Annotated in this window: 15 protein-coding genes; 1 reads left to right on the forward strand and 14 read right to left on the reverse strand. The window is 61.9% G+C overall.

Annotated features, from left to right (window positions below; all coding sequences use genetic code 11):
• Positions 1–291 precede the first annotated feature (291 nt).
• A complete protein-coding gene (locus KA354_23145) occupies positions 292–726 on the forward strand; it encodes a hypothetical protein (protein ID MBP7937547.1) in 435 nt (144 codons plus the stop codon).
• On the opposite strand, the gene glgX is transcribed toward KA354_23145, so the two are convergent.
• The 14 genes from glgX to KA354_23215 form a co-directional block, all read right to left on the reverse strand.
• Complete coding sequence (gene glgX / locus KA354_23150; GenBank protein ID MBP7937548.1) at positions 678–2,744, reverse strand: glycogen debranching protein GlgX; 2,067 nt, start codon at positions 2,742–2,744, stop codon at positions 678–680. The two genes, KA354_23145 and glgX, sit on opposite strands and share 49 nt — an antisense overlap.
• Positions 2,741–3,592 (reverse strand): aquaporin, encoded by an 852-nt coding sequence (locus tag KA354_23155; protein MBP7937549.1) that lies wholly within the window; start codon positions 3,590–3,592, stop codon positions 2,741–2,743. Before KA354_23155 ends, glgX begins: the two co-directional genes overlap by 4 nt.
• A gap of 52 nt (positions 3,593–3,644) precedes the next feature.
• Positions 3,645–4,694 carry a glucose 1-dehydrogenase gene (locus tag KA354_23160; protein ID MBP7937550.1) on the reverse strand — a complete coding sequence of 350 codons (1,050 nt, stop codon included), beginning with the start codon at positions 4,692–4,694 and terminating at the stop codon, positions 3,645–3,647.
• Positions 4,695–4,746: 52 nt separating this feature from the next.
• Positions 4,747–7,464: a glucosidase gene (locus tag KA354_23165; protein MBP7937551.1), complete on the reverse strand. Its 2,718-nt coding sequence runs from the start codon at positions 7,462–7,464 to the stop codon at positions 4,747–4,749.
• A 58-nt stretch (positions 7,465–7,522) separates the two neighbouring features.
• On the reverse strand, positions 7,523–8,416 hold the full coding sequence (locus KA354_23170; GenBank protein MBP7937552.1) for a bile acid:sodium symporter: 894 nt from the start codon (positions 8,414–8,416) through the stop codon (positions 7,523–7,525).
• Positions 8,417–8,529: 113 nt separating this feature from the next.
• Positions 8,530–9,849, reverse strand: a complete 1,320-nt coding sequence (locus tag KA354_23175) for a DUF2254 domain-containing protein (protein MBP7937553.1) — start codon at positions 9,847–9,849, stop codon at positions 8,530–8,532.
• A gap of 13 nt (positions 9,850–9,862) precedes the next feature.
• Positions 9,863–10,783 carry a carboxymuconolactone decarboxylase family protein gene (locus KA354_23180; GenBank protein ID MBP7937554.1) on the reverse strand — a complete coding sequence of 307 codons (921 nt, stop codon included), beginning with the start codon at positions 10,781–10,783 and terminating at the stop codon, positions 9,863–9,865.
• On the reverse strand, positions 10,780–11,439 hold the full coding sequence (locus KA354_23185; protein MBP7937555.1) for a carbonic anhydrase: 660 nt from the start codon (positions 11,437–11,439) through the stop codon (positions 10,780–10,782). The genes KA354_23180 and KA354_23185 overlap by 4 nt, the downstream gene beginning before the upstream one ends.
• Positions 11,436–13,037 carry a YidE/YbjL duplication gene (locus tag KA354_23190; protein ID MBP7937556.1) on the reverse strand — a complete coding sequence of 534 codons (1,602 nt, stop codon included), beginning with the start codon at positions 13,035–13,037 and terminating at the stop codon, positions 11,436–11,438. The genes KA354_23185 and KA354_23190 overlap by 4 nt, the downstream gene beginning before the upstream one ends.
• Positions 13,038–13,045: 8 nt before the next feature.
• A complete protein-coding gene (locus KA354_23195; GenBank protein MBP7937557.1) occupies positions 13,046–13,984 on the reverse strand; it encodes a glycyl-radical enzyme activating protein in 939 nt (312 codons plus the stop codon).
• A 24-nt stretch (positions 13,985–14,008) separates the two neighbouring features.
• Positions 14,009–15,169: a 6-phosphofructokinase gene (locus KA354_23200; protein ID MBP7937558.1), complete on the reverse strand. Its 1,161-nt coding sequence runs from the start codon at positions 15,167–15,169 to the stop codon at positions 14,009–14,011.
• Positions 15,170–15,253: 84 nt separating this feature from the next.
• On the reverse strand, positions 15,254–16,093 hold the full coding sequence (locus KA354_23205) for an SDR family oxidoreductase (protein ID MBP7937559.1): 840 nt from the start codon (positions 16,091–16,093) through the stop codon (positions 15,254–15,256).
• Between the two features lie 69 nt (positions 16,094–16,162).
• Positions 16,163–18,661 carry a glycyl radical protein gene (locus KA354_23210; protein ID MBP7937560.1) on the reverse strand — a complete coding sequence of 833 codons (2,499 nt, stop codon included), beginning with the start codon at positions 18,659–18,661 and terminating at the stop codon, positions 16,163–16,165.
• 169 nt (positions 18,662–18,830) lie between these two features.
• Positions 18,831–19,163, reverse strand: coding sequence for an antibiotic biosynthesis monooxygenase (locus tag KA354_23215; GenBank protein ID MBP7937561.1), 333 nt, complete (start codon positions 19,161–19,163; stop codon positions 18,831–18,833).
• Between the last annotated feature and the right edge of the window lie 185 nt (positions 19,164–19,348).

Here is a 19,348-nt window from a genome sequence, read left to right on the forward strand (position 1 = left end):
CCGCGAGGGCCGGCCGGGCCAAACGATTCGGGTGCGCTGTGTGACCAGGCCCGATTCCGCCCAGAGCGTGCTCCTCAACCGGCTGGGTTTGACCATGCCCCAGCGGCTGCGATACCTCGAAGAGGCTACGCAAATGTAGTGAAGACTTTCAGAAGGAAACGGCCTTGGCGCTATCGCCAGGACCACTGACGCTGCCAAACTCAGTAACTTGGGCTGGCGCCGTGGGCAGAGGCGAACGGCTATCGCCTCGCGGCGACCATCGATGAGAAAGCCTTCTGGGCGTTCAACGGAGTGCTGCTTCAAGAGGGCCTCACCGAGAAGACGTGGTACGGCTATCTCACCGTCGTGAAGCAGTTGTGCAAGTGGGCGGCCGGCCCGTCGGTCCGGCTGATCCCCACGAACCTCCTGGCCAGTGTGCACCTGGAAGAGCCGGTCCCGACTCAGCAGCCATGCTTCACCCCCGAACAGGTCGGCACGCTGATCGGCAGCGCCGACGCCCACCGTCGGCGAATCGGAGAAGGTCACGCCGCCGTTGACTCCGATATTGGAAACGCCGAGCCCGTTGCCGACCGAAGAAGCGCTGCGACTGAAGCTACCGCCACGGGCAACCCCGGTGCCCAGGCTTGGGTCGTGTGTCCATCCGCCAGGGCGCTCGCCGTCGTGAATGCCGCGTCGCGTCAGCGGGCTGCGAAGAGCAGCACGACGGACCTCGCCTCGGCCCGGTAGGCAAAGCCCGGAACCTGCGGCGAGGATCTCCAGTCGACGATGTCGTGCGGTGAATCAAGAGCGGTGTCGATCCATCGGCGCCACGGGTTCGTATCCCCGTTGTTCACCGGCGGCAGCTCAAAGTCGAGGGGCTCCCAGTACGCGTTCATGATCAGATGGAGAAGCAGCCTCTCCTTCGGCATCTCCGCGCTGAAGGCAATACTGTGCGAGCTGTCGCCCCAGTCCGGCTGGCCCAGCTTTACGCCGTGCCAGGAGCTATTCGCCTGCCGTAGCAGTTGGTTGAGGCTCAGACGTTGGGCCTCGTGCTCCGTCGCGCGCAGCAGTCGTCTGGCGATGAGCAGTCTCACGAACCGATGCACATCCGCATGCTTCTCCAGCAGCGCCCAGTCGAACCAGGCGTCCTGGTTATCGTGGCAATAGGCATTATTGTTACCGTGCTGGGTGCGCCGTACCTCGTCGCCCATCAGGATCATGGGCATGCCGACCGACAGCATCGTGGCGGTCAGGAAGTTCTTTATCTGACGGGTTCGCAGCTTCTCGACGGCAGGATCGTCGGTCGGACCCTCGACGCCGCAGTTCCAACTCCGGTTGTCGTCCGCGCCGTCGCGGTTGTTGTCGTTGTTCGCCTCGTTGTGCTTTCGGTCGTAGGAGACAAGGTCGTTGAGCGTGAAGCCGTCGTGGCACGTGACGAAGTTGATGCTCTGCTCGGGCTCGCGCTCCTTGTGGGCATACACCTCGGGGCTGCCCAGCATCCGGTCCGCGAAAGACCGTACTGAGCCGTTGTCGCCACGGAAGAAGCTTCGCACATCGTCGCGGAACCGACCGTTCCACTCCCTCCAGCTGTCGCCGATGAAACTGCCAACCTGGTATAGCCCGGCCGCGTCCCAGGCCTCGGCGATCATCTTTGTCCCCGCAAGCGCAGGGTCCGACTCGATATCCCACAGCACCGGTGGGTTCGACATGGCCTGGCCCGACGCATCCCGCGTGAGGATCGATGCCAAGTCGAACCGAAAGCCGTCCACGTGCATCTTCTGCACCCAGTACCGCAGGCTGTCCACGATCATGCGGCGGACGACGGGGTTGTTGGCATTCAGCGTGTTTCCGCACCCGCTGTAATCCGCGTAGCGCGAGCGGTCCTGCTGTTGGATGTAGTAAGTGCTGTTGTCCAGCCCACGGAAACTCAGCGTCGGACCGGTGTGATCGCCTTCTGCCGTGTGATTGAACACGACATCCAGGATAACCTCGATGTCGGCCCGATGCAGCGCCTTGACCATATCGCGAAACTCATCGACGGGGCCAAGAGGATCCTGACGTGAGCTGTACGCCAGATGCGGCGCAAAGAACGATACCGGCTGATAGCCCCAGTAGTTGACCACGCCCGACGGGCAATCCTGGGCGTCGAACTGAAAGACAGGCAGGAGTTCGACCGCCGTGATACCGAGTTCCTGAAGGTACGGTATCTTCTCAATCAGCCCGGCGAACGTCCCGCGCGTCTTGTCCGGGACGCCGGAGTTGGGATGGCGGGTGAAACCGCGTACGTGCATCTCGTAAATCACGGTTCGGGCGCATGGTCGTCTCAGCGGCACATCGCCTTCCCAATCGTATCTGTCCGGGTCGATCACCATGCTCTTCATCGCGGTGGCGGTGTTGTCGCCCTCCGTACGGGCGGCATCACGGCTGTAGCCCTTCGGAACCACCACACCGCGCCCATATGGATCCAGGAGGACCTTGAAGGGGTCAAACCGCATCCCGTTTGCCGGGTCGAGCGGTCCCTGGGCCCGGTAGCCGTAGATCTGCCCCGCCTTCACGCCCGGAACGAAGGCGTGCCAGTAGTGATAGGTGCGATTGGTGGACGGATCCATGGGAATCACGCGCGCGGGTTTCGTGTCATCCTCGCGGTCAAAGAGCAGCAACTCCATGCCGGAGGCGCTCCGCGAGAACACGCTGAAGTTGACTCCGCCGTCCACGATCGTGGCACCGAGGGGATCGCTTTGGCCGGTGTTGGAAACAGAGGTCATCGATGCTCCATGGATTCCGCGTGAGAACGAGGCGCCACAGGCAGTTTCGCGTCGGGACTGCTCGCGGACGCGCACGAGCCTGCTCTTCGAAACAGCCCATCACGATCGCTGTCGAAGTGATACAGCTTCGCCACCTCGATCCGCTTCGCCAGAAAGCTGCAAGCCAGACACGCTGCGACCATCCCGAGCAGCGGGCCGATCCAGTAGACCCAACCCGCCTGCCACTGGCCAGAGACGATCGCCGGACCGAAACTGCGGGCCGGATTCGTGCTCGTCCCCGATATCGGGGCCTCCACGCACACCATGATGGCATAGAGGGGCGGGAATATGGCAGGCGTGAACAGACGAATCCGCCTGAACCCCAGGAATAGGGTCAATGCAGTGACCATGGCAAACGTGGTGACTGCCTCGCCCAGCAAAACGGTCCGTACGGCGTAGCCCTCACCTGGCAGCGTCGCGCCGAATGCCACGCTCTGGCCCATCGAACCCCAGACGAGGAGCGGCAGCGAACCCAATGTGGCGCCGGCCAGCTGCGCCAGGATGTAGCCTGCGACCGTCCGCGAATCGAGCTTGCGAAACAGCCAGAACCCCAGCGTGACAACCGGATTGATGTGCGCACCACTAATTCTTCCGACAGGTGACACCGCGATCAGTGCGCCCGTCGTCCCGAAGAGAAAACCCGTGATCAGGCGCCTCAGCCCTTCACTGGGCAGAACCCGTGCGATCGGGCTGCCGGAGCCGAACATGACGATGACCAGCGACAGACCCACCAGCACCAGGAGAGCGGTGCCGATCAGTTCGGAGAGCAATGGCCGCCAAGGTATGCTGCGACTGTTCGAATCTGTCATTATCTGGGACCTCTTGTTTCGCCACAGGAGGCTGATCGCACCTGAGTGGGGGTCACCCCTCGGAAAACTGAATGACAACTTTGATATCTTCCGGGTTTCGGGCCAGGGCCTTCGCGAAATCTTCCGGCTTGTCCCGCCTCGTGATCAGACGCGCCAACCACGAGCGGTCCGCGCGGGCCAAGGCTTCCGCGCCCTTGTACCAGTGCCGTTTGTTGGCGTTGACGCTGCCGAACACGACATTGTTCTTGAGCACCGCCGACGAGGCGACGTCAGCTGGGGGGATCTTGGGCATTGAGCCGCCATGCCCAACACCCGTGAGGCACACGACGCCGCTCGCACCGATCTTGAGAATCGACTCGGAGATGACCTGTCCGACACCCGTACACTCCAGGATGACGTCCGGCGCGAAGTCGATTTCGGCAACGCTGCAGCTGTGGTAAGTCGCACCGAGAGCACGCACAAGTTCGGGCTTGGGGCCCGTTTGGGTTCGGGCAAGGACGTGAACCTCCAGCCCGAGTTGCCTGCCGAGCAAGGCGCCGAGCAGGCCGATGGGCCCCGCACCGGTTACGAGCACGGTTTTCGGCTCCCAAAAGGCGCGCTGTCCTACGGCAAGCAAGTGCTCCCAAGCCTTCGCGACAACTGTCGTGGGCTCAAGCAGCACGCCGAGAATCCCCAGGGCAGGATCAACCTTGACCGCGTACTCCGGCTCGATTCGCCAGTGTTCCGACATGTAACCATCGATCTGCTTGATGCCGCGTTCGGTGTACTGGCCGTTGCGGCACATGTCCCACTCGCCGACGGCGCAGTTCGGGCACGGCACGGGATCGGGCCGACGGACGATTCCCACTACCAGATCGCCCTTTTTCAGGCCTCCGACTGGCCCTGGGTCGAGCACGCGGCCGAGCGACTCGTGGCCCAGGATGAGGCGTGTCTTGCCCGGAGGCGCCCAGCCATACTTGCCGGACGCGATCTCGATGTCGGTGCCGCAAACGCCGACGGCCACCGCCTCCACCAGCACGGAACCGTCGCGCATTTCGGGTTCCGGGACATCCTCCAGACGCGCCGTATCCGGCTTCATAGGCTCCACTGTAATGGCTTTCATTCTGTGATCTCCTTGAATCTGGTTCGTGTCTGAGCAGCTCTCATTTCGAGGCTCACTTGGGATCGCTTTGGGTTCCCTTCCTGACGAACACCGCTTTCTTGCCCTGTTCGAGAACCTGCGCGGCATCGAGACTTCGGAAGAGTTCGATGAGCGTCGCCACGAGACCGGACCAGCCTGTCTGATGGCTCGCGCCGATGCCGGCCCCGCTATCCCCGTGGAAGTACTCGTGAAAGAGGATGCAATCGCGCCAGTGAGGGTCGGTCTGGAACTTCTCCAGGTTGCCGAATACCGGTCGACGACCTTTCGCATCTCGCAGAAAGATGCCGATCAGGCGGGTCGAGATCTCGCGGGCGACCTCGAAGAGATTCATCTGCCGGCTGGAGCCGGTCGGACACTCCACCTTGAAGGTATCGCCGTAGAAGCTGTAGAAGCTGAGAAGCGCCCGAACCAGGAGCATGTTCACCGGCATCCAGATTGGCCCACGCCAGTTGGAGTTGCCACCGAACATCCCCGAGTCGGAGTCGCCGGGCAGATAGTTCACCCGATATTCCTGGCCCTGGGCATTGAACACGTATGGGTGATCGAGGTGGTACCGCGAAAGTGCCCGGATGCCATAAGTACCCAGGAACTCCTTCTCGTCGAGCATGCGAGATAAGATGCGACGCAACCGCTCGGGGTTAACTAACGTCATGAGACCACGGTTGCCGTAGCCCAGACCGGAGTACACATTCTGCAGCAGTTCCGGCATGCGACGGCTCCGCTCGTTGAACAGATTCATCGCCGCCGGCGCTCGCTCGCGCATCCAGGGTTCGCTGACGCTCGTAGCACACAGCGGCAGCAGGCCCACAACCGATCGCACTTTGAGGCGGGTCGCACTCCCGTCGGGAAGCCTCAGCACGTCGTAGAAAAAGCCGTCCTCCTCATCCCACAGGCCGTCCGGGCCAACGTGATTGATGGCGTGGGCGATCCAGAGGATGTGGTCGATGAACTTGGCGGCGAGGTCGTCATAGCTCGGGTCGTGGACGGCGATTTCGACCGCCAGCTCCAGCATGTTCTGGCTGAAGAACGCCATCCAGGCTGTGCCGTCGGCCTGTTCGAGATGGCCCCCGGTTGGCAATGGCTTCGATCGGTCGAAGACCCCGATGTTATCCAGGCCGAGGAAGCCGCCTTCAAAGACGTTTTTCCCGAACCGGTCCTTGCGGTTCACCCACCAGGTGAAGTTGGCCAGGAGCTTACCGAACGAGCGCTTGAGAAACGCAAGATCTCCCTCGCCCCGCTGGGCCTGTTCGTTCCGGTACAGCGCGAGCGTGGCCCAGGCATGCACCGGAGGGTTCACGTCGCTGAAGTTCCACTCGTAGGCCGGGATCTGTCCGCTCGGATGGATATACATTTGCCCCAGCATCAGGTCGAGCTGCTGTTTCGCGAAATCGATGTCGACCGTGGACAGCGCGATCGTATGAAAGGCCAAGTCCCAGGCCGCATACCACGGGTACTCCCACTTGTCGGGCATGGAGATGATATCATCGTTGACCATGTGTCCCCACTCATGGTTTCGCACGGAGCTGCTCGCGTTGGCGAAGGAGTCGGATCCGTGCTCCTTGAGCCACGGGTCAACGTCGAACAGGTAATACTGCTTTGACCAGAGCATCCCGGCGAGTGCCTGGCGCATCACCCGGGCTTCGTCTTCGGTCGACTTGGCAGGGATGATGGTGCGATAAAACTCGTCCGCTTCGTTGCGGCGGTTCTCGAATACGCTCTCAAACCCGGCGAACGGGTCCTTCGAGTCTCCCGGAGCGGAGTCGGTGAGCCGAAGGCGCAACACAACCGTCTTTCCGGCTTTCACCTTCAGCGCATGATGCGCCGCCAGTTTGGTGCCAGTGCCGGCCGGGTTTACCGCCTCCCGACGGCCATGGACCAGGTATTCGTCAAACGCGTCCTTGACATAGGGAGTGGCGTTGGGCTGACCATACAGACGCTGGGTATTCGTCTCGTTCTCTGTGAACAGGAGCGGTGCGGCACCATCGACGCATAGCCACCGTGAGCCCAGCTCAGGATGGGTCGCCTTGACGACTCGAATGCCCTTGCGTGCCTTGATCTCGCGCAGGTCAGGCTTCGGCGTCTGGGCAGCGCTCGCCCACGTGTTGCGGAACCAGAGCGTGGGCAGGGCGTGCAGCGCCGCCGCTTCCGGTCCCCGGTTGGTCACCGTAATCCGGATGAGCACGTCCTCGTGGGTCACCTTGGCGTACTCGACGCCGACGTCGAAGTAGCGATCGTTCGCGAAGACGCCGGTGTCTAGCAGCTCATACTCAGGCTCAAGACGCGAGCTACCCTTATTCGTCTTCACGAGATCGTCGTACGGGTAGGCTCGATGCGGGTACTTGTAGAGCCATTTCATGTAGGAGTGCGTGGGCGTGGAATCGAGGTAGAAGTAGTACTCCTTGACGTCTTCGCCGTGGTTGCCCTCGCTGCCCGTCAAGCCGAAGAGCCTCTCCTTGAGGATCGGGTCGTTACCGTTCCAGAGGGCAAGGGCAAAACAGAGTCGCTGTTTCTCGTCAGAGAACCCGGCCAGCCCGTCTTCACCCGAGCGGTACGCGCGGGACCGGGCGTGATCGTGGGGAAAGTAGCTCCAGGCGTCGCCGTCTTTGCTGTAGTCCTCGCGGACCGTGCCCCACTGTCGTTCGCTCAGGTAAGGTCCCCACTTTCGCCACGGGACGCCCTTTCCGACCTCAGCAAGGCGTTTCTGCTCTGCGTTTATCCGGGTCTTCGTCATTTCACGTCTCCATTGCGCTCTGCCGTGCTTGCTCCGTGGCTCCTGCGTACATGCTTACTCATGGGCTCTCTATCTCGGCAGCGCTCTGCACGGCCGCCGGTTGGGAAGCGCCGGCGCGACGGCTGAACCAAGTCGCCCCGAGGAATGAGAAGGTCGCCTGCATCAGCACCCCGAGCGCGACCATGACGATCGCGCGCTGGTCCACGTCACGAACGGCAAACAACGGTGCAAAGGCGGCCCCGAGATTGCGAGTGGCCATGCCCAGGGCCAAGACGCTTTTCTGACTCTGGGGCAGGCCAAAGCTGAGGAAGTAGGGACCGGCCGTTGCCGCGGAGAAGAACAGGACCTGTGCGCCGATCGCATAACTGCCGACCGCTCCGATGAACCCTTTGCCGTATATGACCAGGCAGAGCACCAGCATCAGGATGGTGTCGATCCCCGTCGTCTTCTTGACGAATGGTTGCAGCCGGGCAGCGAGGGGCGCCGAGGCCCGTTGAAGCGCGATCCCGATTGCCAGGGGCACGAGCAAGAAGAACACCAGCGGCTTCGCGATGGTCCAGGCGCCGGCGGTTAGACCCATGACCATCACCGGCACCGCAAGTGGCATGTACACGACCGTGACCACTGAGGCCAGCAGCATGAAGGCCGCCGCGTAGGCCATGTCGCCGCGGGCCTTGTCCACCATCGGCGGGAGGAACGGCGCGCACGGCACCATCCCCAGCAGGATCAGGCCAATTGCATATGGCTGCTCCAGCGGGACGACCTTCGTGAGCAAGTAGGCCAGGGCCGGGCACAGCACAAACCCCCACAGCACGCTCAGGACGACAAAACGCACATTTCGCAGGCCCCCAAGGGCCTCCCGGAGCTTGAGCCTGAGACCCATGTCCAACAGGTTGCCCACCATGAAGAGCACCAGGGTCACCTTCAGCGCGATTTCCAGAGTCGCCATCATAGGCCGGTCCCTCGCATGTCGGCTGTCGGCTCCGCCGTCGTTCCGTCTTGGTCAGTCGTCAAGAGCAACAGCTGCTGTTCGAAAAATGTTCTGACGATTTCCATCATGGCCACCTAATGAGCATCGTGCTTTGGCGCCGGTCGGAATTCCGTGCGCCTTTCGTTTATGGCCTGCTTGCCGCCCACACCTTGGAGATCACTGACATCCGCCATCGCTCGATCTTCCGCCTCACCGAAGAATCGCTTGGCGGATCGATCCAGGAGCGTCAGCTCCAGTTGAAGCGTTTCAGCGCGCTCTTCAGGCGAAGTCTGAATCAGGTGTTCCAGCATGGCTCGCAGCCGACGGGTGACCTGAATGCTTGTCCCGCCGAACTGACGAATCTCCGTAACCGCCAGGTGAACGAAGTCTTCCCAGTCCGGCGTCCGGTAGAGAAGCCGAACCGCGCCGCGCGCATCTCGTCTTTGCCCTTCATCCAGATGTCGGCCGCCCACACTGCAAAGGAGGTTCTGGATCTGGTCAATGGCCAGAACCGCGGTGGTCGGGTCGTTGATCGCGGGGGAAAGGCCCTTGGAGGCGATGTCCACCATGATGCGGAAGACAAAGGCCGGGTCCTGCTGCAGGGTCCGTTCGGGACCAACGGCGACCGATTGGCGAAGCGCAGCCGCCGACGGCAGGGCTCCGTCGCCGAAGATCCGGAACAGGGGCTGGTCGGCCGCCAGGAAATCGCCCACCTGGGGGACCATCTCGATCACGCAGTCGGCGCGCTGGGCCAAAGACACGAGTCCTTCCAGGTCGAATGCGAGGACTACACCCTCTCTGAGGTTGAGTATCGTGCATCGGGGCTCCCCGTCGAGGACCCCGGCAGGTTCCGGTATCGTATCTTGAGACTCGGAGAGGCGCCTCGGATATACGGTTTCGATCACTTCTCGCCCGAGCCGGGCCGCCAACCCCAAAGCCCCGCTCGGTCGGAGCGCTCTGCACACGCTGTCTACCAGGTAGAGAAAAACGCCCAGGCTCACGAGGCAACTGTAAACAGCAACGTAGGCGGTGAGTGGGGGAACGCCACCCTTGATTCGGACCAGTGCTCCAAGCGTGAAGGTGAAGGTGAATACAAACAGCGCCAGTGAGAGCTTCGTTACTGGGTTTCGTAACACGAGACCAATGATGCGGGGCGTCAGTTGGGCGCTGGCGAGCTGCACAGTGATCAGCAAGGCGGAACAAACAAAGACAATGAGCGTGAACATCGACGAGGCCAAGGTGCCCAGAAGCGTCAGCGTGGTGGACGGGTCGAACTGCAATTGCCAGCCCATTGCCGACTCAATACTGTGAAGGAATTGAACCGCCACCAGTGCCACAAATATGCCAAGCGCAGGCAGGATCCAGAGTGAGTTCCTCGAGTACTGTGAAAGACGATAGCGCTGAAGCCAGGTCATATTGTGTCTTCACCTATTGCGGCCTTTTGGCGAGCTCCTCGGAGAGAATTGGAACGCCAAGATTGCAGGCCTGGACGCCTTGGGAGACGCAGAGCTTCAACACCTCCATGATCTCCTCCATGGTCGCACCCAGCTTGAGTGCTGCCTTGATGTGACGGCGCGTGCCGGGAGCATACATGTGGGTGATGGACGCATCGAAGGCGATGCTCAATAGTTCGACATCCTTGGGCGAAAGCACTCCGCCGGTATAGATCCCGCTGGCCACGGCAAAGAATTCATCCGTCCAGACCGGGTCCAGTTCAAAGAAGGGATCCCATGCCTGATTCCATTGGCCGATCTCTTTCATCTTGTCGCAGGAAGGTGTCACTTGCGTGGTTTTCTTCCGTGGCTGAACCCCCGCCGCCTTCGCCTCTTCAAGTAGAATGGGCGCACCCAGACTGCACGAATGGATCGCCAGGGCCGAAGCACACTTCAGCACCATCAGGATCTCATCGCGGGTCGCGCCCGCCTCAAGCGCAGCGCGAATATGGCGGCGGGTCCCGTCTGGGTTGAGGTTCGTGCAGGCGGCATTCAATGCTACACCGATCAATTCAATCGTCTTGCGAGGCAAAACACCCTTGACCCACGGATTCGTCGTCATCTTCACGCAGGCGTTGGCCCATTTCGGATCCCATTCGCGTAGCTTCTCCAGAGCTGGATCCCACGGGCCGTGACTCGTCGCCGGCTCCCGGCCGGTATGACCCAGGGCTGGCTTCGGAACACTGGAACCCTTTTTCGCCTCGGACGGTTCGGCCACGGCCAATTCTCCGACCGCAACTGTGCCCAGCAGCGATCCGGTTGCAGCCACGAATTCCCGACGGGTCAGATCCCTTTGCTGCGAGTCATTCGTTGGGCGAATGGGATTTGATGTTGTCTGTTGCTCAGGGTGTGTCATACGCTTGCTCCTTTCGCGCCCCATGTTTCTGGGCAGAGCGCGAGCGCCGTGTCCAGAAGCCGGACCCGGCCCGTTTCGATCTCGTAGATGGCGCCTGCGATCTTCATGCGTCCCTCGGCCAGACGCGCCTGGCCTTCGGGTGACTCGATGATGCTGCGCAGCGTCCACCGGACGTTGCGCTCGACGGCCCGTGCCAGCCGCTCCGACGGCGACAGTTGGGGGTCGAGACCGTCCAGGCCGGGCAGGATGCTGTCCACCAGCAACTGAATCCGAGAGCGTTGCTGGGTACCCTGGTACTTTGTCTCCAGGGCCGCGTTAATTGCACCGCAACCCTCATGGCCGAGCACCACCAGCAGCGGAGTCTGCAAGTGAACGCCGGCATACTGCAGGCTGCCGGCCACTTCCGGCGAAAGGACATTCCCCGCAACCCGCACGACGAACAGTTCACCGAGGCCGACATCGAAAACCCACTCCGGCGGCACTCGCGAGTCGCTGCAGCCCAATATTGTCGCGAACGGATGCTGGCCCCGGGCCAACGCAGCCACGGTCTCACGTGGCACGCCGGACAAATGCGCTTCGCCTCGCACGAAGCGTTCATTGCCCTCGATCAAACGTCGCAGGGCCTCATCGGCAGACACTTCGGGTTTGTGGTTCATGTTGTGCCCATCATCTCCAGCATCACCTGGACGAGAATGATCTTGGTGATGGTAGCGGCCGGGAAAGTCGTCGCGTATGTGATGTCCGCGCGGTCGGTGGGCACGAGTTTGGAGCCGAATGCCAGGATGGCCGGGTTGCCACCCACCCCTCCCGCAGCGGCTCCCAGGAGATCGTCGAATCGCAGCCGCAGCAGGAAATGACCCACCAACATGTTGAAGAGCATCGGGGTGACGATGATGGCCGCCCCCAATGCCAGGAAGATCGGCCCCAATTGCTGAACTGTGGCGATGAACTTCGGCCCCGAGACCATCCCGATCTGGGCGAGGAACAGCGTCAGCCCGAAGTTCCGCAGCGTGAGGTTGGCGGAGACAGGCATGGTCCACACCCAGGTTCCGGTTCGACCAAGACGGCTGAGGATGAGCGCGACAACAAGCGGGCCACCGGCAACACCCAGGCTGAGAGTACCCACGCCGGGCACGGGGATGGGGAGGATGCCCAGAAGCACGCCGAGCGCCATGCCGATTCCCAGCGAGACATAACTGAACTCGGTGGTGCCCTTAATGGAATCGCCAAAATGTGCCCGCACTGCATCGCGCTGATTGCGATTGACCATCAACCCAACGCGGTCACCAAATTCCAGCACGAGTCCCGGGCGCGGCAGGAGATCCGTGTCGCCTCGGCGCACATGCATGATGGAGGATTCGGAGACACCTGGAATCCGCAAGTCCGCCAGGTTCACGCCCACCACGGTGCGTTTGGAGACGAAGACCCGGAAGTAATCGAGATCCAGCCGGTCCTTCGTGATCCGGCCGGCCGCGGACTCCCCAATGAGCAGCCGAGCCCTTTCGAGTCCCTCTGCGGACTCGCCCGCCACAGCCACCGCGTCGTCATGATCGAGCACGAGGTCGGGCGCGGGAACCCGGTTCTGATGTGCCCGGCGTACGACGATGATCTGAACACCTGCTGGCAGCGCAGCGGTGAGCTCTGCAAGTGGACGCCCAATCACCTGTGCATTGCGCACGACGAACTCCCGCAATTCGAGGCCGGTCCCGGTGGCGGGAGTGAGTTTCGGCTTGAGCCAGACGTTGGCGAAGTACATGCACAGAATCGGGGCGATCAAACCGAACGGGTAGGCCACGCTATAGCCGAGGGCCGGGTCATTGCTGCCGGCAGCGCCAATGGCCGCCTGCAGTGCCGGCGTGCTTGTCAATGCGCCGGCAAACAAACCGGCAACATGGGCAGGCGCGACCGAGAAGATAGCGTAGGCCACATAACAAACGCCGATGGCGACGAGGTGTGAAGACAGCGCCAGTGCGTTCACCTTGAGGCCGAACGGGCTGGTCAGGCCGGCAAAGAACTGCTTCCCGTACTGGATGCCGATTCCATAAACGAACATCACCAGCCCGAGCGAGCCAAGCAACGCCGGGGGCGCTGCATTGGGCGCCAGCATGCCTGCGGCGAGACCGACAAACAGGACCGCACCGATGCCCAGGTTGAAGCCTCGGATGTTCACCTGGCCAACTGCATACCCCAGTCCGATGACCAGAAACATCGAGAGCAACGGCTGCTGTTCAAGGAATGTCCTGATGGTATCCATGCCAGGGTTCACCTCGCTGCAGCCCGTCGGCCGAACGCCTCGTCGATGATCGCCCGCAGCCGCGCAAGCGATTCGGGCGTTGGAGGATCAAAATCCTGCATTTCATACACCCGGCCCAGAAACCCGTACTTGCTCTCGCCGAAGCGCATATAGGGCAGCAGTTCGTAATCAACCACGTTCTTGTAGGGCTTGATGAACGCCAGAACGGCACGGATGTGTTCTTCGTCGTCGTTCACACCCGGGATGAGCGGAGTCCGGGCGATGAACGTCTTGTCCAGAAACGTCTCGTAGGCCCGCTTGATGTTCTCGAGAATGCGCTTGTTGTCCACGCCCGTCCACTTCTTGTGCCGCTCCGGGATGGTCAGCTTGTGGTCGTGGAGGACGACATCCACGTGCGGCAGCACTTTCTCCACATGTGGCCACGGCACGTTGAACGCAGTCTCGATCGCCGTGTTGATGCCGCGCTCGTGGGCGCCGGCCAACAAACCCGCGGCGAAGTCCGCCTGGAGCAGGCACTCGCCGCCGCTGAGCGTGATGCCGCCGCCGGATTCGCGGTAGAAGCTGCTGTCCCGCTCGACCTCGTCGAGCACCTCATCCACGGTCATCTCTTGGCCGAAGAGGTAGAGCGCCTGAGGCGGGCAGACCGGCACGCACTTGCCGCAGTTCGTGCAGAGATCCCAGTTGATCTGCACCTGGATGTTGGGATCGACCACAAAGATGGCGGACTCCGGGCATTCCTTGAGACAGAAGCCGCACTGGTCCTTCCCGATGCACTTGCCGAGGTTGTAGGCCAGTTCGGATTTGGGATGGATGCTCTCGGGATTGCTGCACCACTTGCACCGTAACGAGCAACCCTTGAGGAATACGGTGGTCCGCATTCCGGGGCCGTCGTGCGTCGAGAAATGCTGGATGTTCAGAACGATGCCCTTCGGAGCCGATGCCGTCATCGGAGAGTTGTCCATGGCGTTACCTCAATCTCCAAGAGCAATGCCCAGCGACCGCGCGATCTGGATGAACACGCTGTTGGCAGGCACGGTCCGAACCTTGTTGATCGCCTCGGCCAGCGGCACGAATTTCAGTTCCGGCGGGTGGAAGGCCACCATCACGCCGCTCTGTTTCTCGTTCAGGGCGCGCACCGCCCCGGCGCCGTAACCGAGCCCCAGTTGCCGATCCACGGCCGTAGGCGGTCCGCCCCTGACCAGTGGGCCCAGAACGAGCGGGTAGGTCAACTGGTCAGTCAGCCGCTGAAGTTGAAGAGCTACCGCCTGAGCCGCACGGCCCGCGCCTTCGATGACATGCGAGCCTCCCGGGCCCGTGGCCCCCGGAGAAAGTGAGGCTCTCAGTGACTCTGGTGCGAGCGTCTCGGCGTGGGGTTGCTCTCCGCCGCGCGGCGAGGCGCCCTCGGCCACCACCACCAAACCAGAGGTCCGGCCCGCGCTGGTCTTCTTCCTGAGCTTCGCGGCCACCTGCCCCAGGTCGTAGGGAATCTCCGGAATCAGCACCGCATCCGCGCATACGGCGATGCCGGCTTGCAGGGCCAGCCATCCGGCGTGCTCTCCCAGGACTTCGACTACACCGATCTTCCGCGCCGATTGCGCCGCTTGCCGGACGTGCTCGATCATGTCGACCGCAAAGCTCAACGCGCTGTTGAATCCGAACGACAGTTGCGTCGCGGCCACATCGTTCTCGACGGAAGTCGGCACGCAGACGGTCCTGAGCCCTTGCCGATGCAGCCGGAACAGAATACTTAACGCTCGTGGACCGACGACGGAGATCACCGCCTCGATCTTCTCGGCGTTGATCTTGGCGATCAGGTCGCCGGAGCGATCCACCTCCTCGACCTGGTTCTCCGCGTTCACCTGCCGGACGCGGAACGGGTCCGTGCGGGTGGCATTGCCCAGGATCGCTCCGCCACCCACGGAGAGGTTTTCGACAACCTGCGGAGTGAGTTTGAACAGGCCGCCCTCGGGATAGCGATCCGGAGCCAGCAGCCCATCAAACCCGTCGCGAATGCCGACGACCTCCCAACCGAGTTCGTTCGCCGCGAGGACAACGCCGGCAAGGACAGCATTGAGCCCCGGGACGTAGCCGCCACCAAGGTTTATGGCGATGCGTTTCGTTGGTGTTATCATGATCGTGCCTCTGTGGGCAAACTCTCCCACTGTCGGAGCGTCGAAGTCCGAGCCGGAGCGCCCACGCCGCGAGAAGTTGACGTGCTATTTCTTGCCGACAGCTTTTGCGGCGGCAGCGGCCTGAGCGTCAGCCATCCGCTTCCTGATTACGGGGCGCAGATCCTCGCCGAATCCGGCAAGCACACCGCCGTCCACAGCCAGCATCTGGCCGGTGATCATGGCGGCGCGATCGCTGGCGAGGAAGCTCACGGCCTCGCCGATTTCTTCGATCGTGCAGAAACGTCCCAGAGGAACCAATCTCTTGACCGTCATTTCCCTATACTCAGGCGTTGTACCCGCTTCCATCAGCGGCGTGTGAACACCACCAGGACAAACCGTGTTGACCGTGATATGGGAATCCGCCAGCTCCCAGGCCAGGTGCTGGTTCAGGCCTGCGACGCCGTGCTTGGACACCGTGTATTCCACGCTTCCGAAAAAGGTCATTCTTATCCCTGCCGTGGAGCCGATGTTCACGATACGGCCCTTGCCCTGCTTCATCATCTGTGGAATGACCGCCTGACAGCAGAGGAATACGCCTTTTAAGTTCACGCCCAACACCCGGTCCCACTGCTCCTCCGACAGGTCCTTCGCCAGACACGGATGGCCTTCAATTCCGGCGTTGTTCACCAGGATATCGATGGCCCCGAACTGCTTGACGGTCTCGGCAGCCATCGCGGTCACGTCGGCCTTCTTGCTGACGTCAGCTGCGACGGCGATGGCCTTTCCGCCCGAGGACACGATCTTTTTGACAACGTCCGCGCATTCCTCCTTTTTTCTGGAGTTCACGACAATGTTGGCCCCCTCGCGCGCCAGCACCATCGCGATTCCTTCGCCGATGCCACGCGCGGACCCGGTTACGATTGCGGTTTTGCCTTTGAGTTCCATCGATTGTTCCTTTCGTGTTTCTGTGTGCCGCTCCCTATCACGAGCAGGGCGCGAGTGGAGCGGAGCTGCTCAACCAATACGTTCCTCGGTTCTCGCGATAATCTCCGCCTGCTGCATAGGCGAAAGATCAACGAAGTAAGCAGAATAGCCGGCGATCCGAACGATCAGGTTCCGGTACTTCTCGGGATCTTTCTGTGCCGCCAGTAGCGTTTCCTTGTTGATGATGTTGAACTGGATGTGCCAGTGCTTCAGGTCGCACCAGGTGCGGATGATCTGCATCAGCCGCCGCGTTCCTTCTTCGCCCGCCACGTTGGCCGGGCTGAATTTCAGGTTGATGAGATCGCCGCCCTTCTCCCGATAGCTCACATTCCGCGCTCTGGCCATGGAGTTCAAACTCACCGTGGGTCCCTTCACGTCCATGCCGTGAGAAGCGGAGATCCCTTCGGAAAGATACTCGCCGGCTTTTCTTCCATTCGGCGTCGCCCAGGTCACCTTTCCCATCGGAACATGGAACGTGATCGGAATCTGGCGCAAAAGGAAGGCCTGATCGTGCGGTTTGGGGTGCTTATGCAGGAATCCCAGCACGAAGCGCTCGATCTCGAAACCGATGGCATCCACCCACTCGATGCCGTTGCCGTACTTGGGGGCGTTCAGGCACATCTGCCGGACGGCTTCGTGGCCCTCCCAGTTGTTCTCGATCGCTGTCAGCAGCTGGTCCCACGTGAGTTTCTTGGTGTCGAAGATGAGATGCTTCACGGTGGCCAGGCTGTCGACGGCCGTAGCCTTGCCGATCGCCTCGAAACAGCCGTGGTCGATCGCGCCCGGGATGTAGTCGCCGTGCGAGTGCAGGTCGCGGCACTCGGCCATAGCCAGGTCGTGGAGCATAGAGGTTGCCGGCGCAGCGAAGTAATTGGGCTTCATCCGCAACGCGACGTGCTGCTGGATCAGGGCATGCGCGGCCAGATGCTCGAGCTGCCGGCAAAACGCCTTCCAGACATCGTCATAGCTCGTCCATGATCTGGGATCGCCGGTGGTCACGCCGAACTGGAGATCCTTAAACACCTTGAGCTGGCCGTTCCGGAATGTCATCTCGACTACCGAGCCGTAGTTGATGCCGCCGTTGCCGGTGACGTTCGTCTCCCGGTTGATCAGGCGGTTCTCGCAGCAACCCGAGATGGTCCAGTCCAGCGCCTCCTTGAGCGTGGCGCCGTTGGCGAGGTAGAACGGGATGACCATCTCATCGTTGAGCAGTTTCGGGAAGCCCTTGCCGTCCTTGATGACTTCCGCGACGTAATGCAGCAAGCGGTCCGGAGTGTTGGCGTGGATCCGGACGCACGGTTCGGGACAGGTGATCTGCAGTGCGCGGGTGGATTCGAGGATCAGGTACGTCAGGTCATTGGTCGCATCCAGGGCGTCCGGAGTCTGTCCGCCCAGGCAGATGTCCTCGAACTTGGAGAACCCTTCCGTGCCTGCGGCCGCCACCGGGTTCAGCTTCAACTCTACGCACTGGGCCATCTGCAGCCAGACACAGTGCAGCAGCTCCGTGGCGGATTCCTTCGTGATTCGGCCCTCGGCCACGTCCTTCCGGTAGAACGGCCAGAGATACTGGTCCCACCGCCCCTGGCCCATGGCGCTCGAGGTTTGTTCGATGCGATTGAACAGCTGGCCCCACCACTGTGCCTGAAGGGCTTCGTGGAAGGTGCGCGCCGGATTCTCGGGAACCCAGTCGCACACTGCGGCGATTTCCTCCAGCTCCCTCTTCCGCTGAGAATTCTTTTCTTTCTCGGCCAAATCGGTGGCCAGCTTCGCATAGCGCCTGGACCAGATCGTCATGGCATCGCAGGTGACCATGACGGCTTCCAGGAATGGCTTCTTGTAAGCAAGGTCACGGGGCTCCGAGAGCGCGGCCAGCTTTGCCTGGGCCTCCTCGCGGATACCCTTGACGCCGCGAGTCAGGATCTTCGAGAAGTCCGGCGTCCAGTTCTGCGAGTGCCGCATGGGCGAGGTTGCCATAACGACAATCGTCATCATGATCGTGTTCTTGGGGTCCGGGCCGTACATCATGAACCGCGTTTCCTCCGGCAGTGACCGGATGAAATTGGTCGCGTAGTCCTTGCCTGCCCAGCAGGGCGTGAGAACCTCGTTGATGATTGTCGCATCCTCATCCGTAACGGTGACTTCGCCGGGCTTGCCCTTGTTCTTGCGGAACATCTCCACGCCAGCGGGCATGACGCTGCCGTCGAGTTCAGGGTAAACCATGCCCCACCGGCCGAGCCAAGTATTGGGCCGGCCGACGATGAGCTCGTCCGGAAAGATCACCACCTGCGCCTTCTCAGCAAAGTGCTTCAGCGCCTTAGCCCAGCGCATGACCAGCGGCTGGTTCTCGGTCTCCTTGAACGATTCGGTGAACAGGACCGCGCGGTCTAGGGAGACCCGAGGCGGGCCGTAGGCACGGATGGCCTCGTACATCCTGAGCACCCGGTCCGTGGCGGTTCCGTGGACGACCTTCTTTCCGTTCGCGATGGCAAGTTCCTGCGCGGAAAGCGTCTGTGTGTCGGTCGTGGTCATTGTGCTTGCTCCTTGAAGAACACCTCAGGCTCGTAGTGCCGCCGGGCCCGCACCACCTCAGTCAGCCCGTTGTTCGGATTCGCGGGGGCGACATTCGTCGCACACCCAACCGGCTATCCCTGGCGGATTGGACGCCTCCAGAGCCCGCTTCTGTTTCAGCGGCCAACCGCTATCGTCCCGTCCCGGCTCGCGCCGCGGCGATGACCTCCATCCCTTGTGTCTCGCCGACCGCCTCAAACCGTACGACCGGGGGTTCAGAGGAAAGATCCAAGGCCGAGAGCAGGACCCTCAAGTCCTCCGCCCGAAGGCGTTCATCAACGGCGGCCTGCGTCTCCCACTCCTCGACGTACAGCAGGGTGTTGTCATCTTCGACGTCCATGAAGACACCGCACGCCGTGCAGCCCTTCACTGCTCGCGCTGGCCCCGCCATGCGGAGGAGCGACTGCACAACCCGGTCGCGAACCGCGGGTGGGATCCGAAGCTGTACCCGAAAGAGGATCATTGATCGGACTCCTGTCGTTGGGCTTCGACGCAGCAGGGGGACCTCTCACCTCGCCCAGCGAGACCCGCGCCGCCCCGAACATCAGAGCACACGCCGTGCCGCGACGATGAACACCACGTAAGAAAACTCGAAGTGCCGAGCGGCTATGGACTTGTAGAGAAGCCTACCACTGGCTAGGATATGTG

The organism is Phycisphaerae bacterium, from assembly GCA_018003015.1.
Taxonomy (GTDB): Bacteria; Planctomycetota; Phycisphaerae; order UBA1845; family PWPN01; genus JAGNEZ01.

Bases quoted from the DNA above. Each gene is read 5' to 3' on its own strand.
- glgX (MBP7937548.1), bottom strand. From the start codon at position 2,744: ATGACCTCTGTTTCCAACACCGGCCAAAGCGATCCCCTCGGTGCCACG.
- KA354_23155 (MBP7937549.1), bottom strand. From the start codon at position 3,592: ATGACAGATTCGAACAGTCGCAGCATACCTTGGCGGCCATTGCTCTCC.
- KA354_23160 (MBP7937550.1), bottom strand. From the start codon at position 4,694: ATGAAAGCCATTACAGTGGAGCCTATGAAGCCGGATACGGCGCGTCTG.
- KA354_23165 (MBP7937551.1), bottom strand. From the start codon at position 7,464: ATGACGAAGACCCGGATAAACGCAGAGCAGAAACGCCTTGCTGAGGTC.
- KA354_23170 (MBP7937552.1), bottom strand. From the start codon at position 8,416: ATGATGGCGACTCTGGAAATCGCGCTGAAGGTGACCCTGGTGCTCTTC.
- KA354_23175 (MBP7937553.1), bottom strand. From the start codon at position 9,849: ATGACCTGGCTTCAGCGCTATCGTCTTTCACAGTACTCGAGGAACTCA.
- KA354_23180 (MBP7937554.1), bottom strand. From the start codon at position 10,783: ATGACACACCCTGAGCAACAGACAACATCAAATCCCATTCGCCCAACG.
- KA354_23185 (MBP7937555.1), bottom strand. From the start codon at position 11,439: ATGAACCACAAACCCGAAGTGTCTGCCGATGAGGCCCTGCGACGTTTG.
- KA354_23190 (MBP7937556.1), bottom strand. From the start codon at position 13,037: ATGGATACCATCAGGACATTCCTTGAACAGCAGCCGTTGCTCTCGATG.
- KA354_23195 (MBP7937557.1), bottom strand. From the start codon at position 13,984: ATGACGGCATCGGCTCCGAAGGGCATCGTTCTGAACATCCAGCATTTC.
- KA354_23200 (MBP7937558.1), bottom strand. From the start codon at position 15,169: ATGATAACACCAACGAAACGCATCGCCATAAACCTTGGTGGCGGCTAC.
- KA354_23205 (MBP7937559.1), bottom strand. From the start codon at position 16,093: ATGGAACTCAAAGGCAAAACCGCAATCGTAACCGGGTCCGCGCGTGGC.
- KA354_23210 (MBP7937560.1), bottom strand. From the start codon at position 18,661: ATGACCACGACCGACACACAGACGCTTTCCGCGCAGGAACTTGCCATC.
- KA354_23215 (MBP7937561.1), bottom strand. From the start codon at position 19,163: ATGATCCTCTTTCGGGTACAGCTTCGGATCCCACCCGCGGTTCGCGAC.